Source organism: Paenibacillus sp. 01T422 (assembly GCF_056398785.1).
In genome coordinates this window covers 1-546 of sequence record NZ_JBFTQB010001576.1, presented here as the reverse complement: position 1 = coordinate 546, position 546 = coordinate 1, and the positions used below count along the sequence as shown (strand labels likewise).

Below are 546 nucleotides of genomic sequence, written 5' to 3'. Positions count from 1 at the left end.
AACTACACCCGCGTGTCTATCGGGATGACACGATTTGAACATGCGACCCCCTGCTCCCAAAGCAGGTGCTCTACCAAGCTGAGCTACATCCCGATACCGTATAACTTAAAAAAATGGCGCGCCCTGAGAGATTCGAACTCCCGACCTTTTGATTCGTAGTCAAATACTYTATCCAGCTGAGCTAAGGGCGCTTAAAAATGGAGCGGAAGACGGGGATCGAACCCGCGACCCTCGCCTTGGCAAGGCGATGCTCTACCGCTGAGCCACTTCCGCAGGGTACCTCAAGAGTATAAATACTGTTGAGGATTTAATGCGCGTAGAGGGACTTGAACCCCCACGGTCACCCGCTAGATCCTAAGTCTAGTGCGTCTGCCAATTCCGCCATACGCGCATCTTCTAAATAAGGCAAATGGTGAGTCATGTAGGATTCGAACCTACGACACCCTGATTAAAAGTCAGGTGCTCTACCAACTGAGCTAATGACTCATGTAAGAAACTGGGGATCAAGGATTTGAACCTTGGCATGACGGAGTCAAAGTCCGTTGC

General features: G+C 50.5%; 5 tRNA genes. All 5 read right to left on the bottom strand.

Features of this window, described 5'->3' with window-relative positions:
* Positions 1-19: 19 nt before the first annotated feature.
* The 5 genes from AC1DUA_RS40270 to AC1DUA_RS40250 all read right to left on the bottom strand — a co-directional run bounded on the left by AC1DUA_RS40270 (position 20) and on the right by AC1DUA_RS40250 (position 486).
* A tRNA-Pro gene (locus tag AC1DUA_RS40270) sits at positions 20-93 on the bottom strand.
* A 21-nt stretch (positions 94-114) separates the two neighbouring features.
* A tRNA-Arg gene (locus AC1DUA_RS40265) sits at positions 115-191 on the bottom strand.
* A 7-nt stretch (positions 192-198) separates the two neighbouring features.
* Positions 199-273, bottom strand: a tRNA-Gly gene (locus AC1DUA_RS40260).
* 38 nt (positions 274-311) lie between these two features.
* Positions 312-391 (bottom strand) — tRNA-Leu (locus AC1DUA_RS40255).
* Positions 392-410: 19 nt separating this feature from the next.
* Positions 411-486, bottom strand: a tRNA-Lys gene (locus AC1DUA_RS40250).
* Between the last annotated feature and the right edge of the window lie 60 nt (positions 487-546).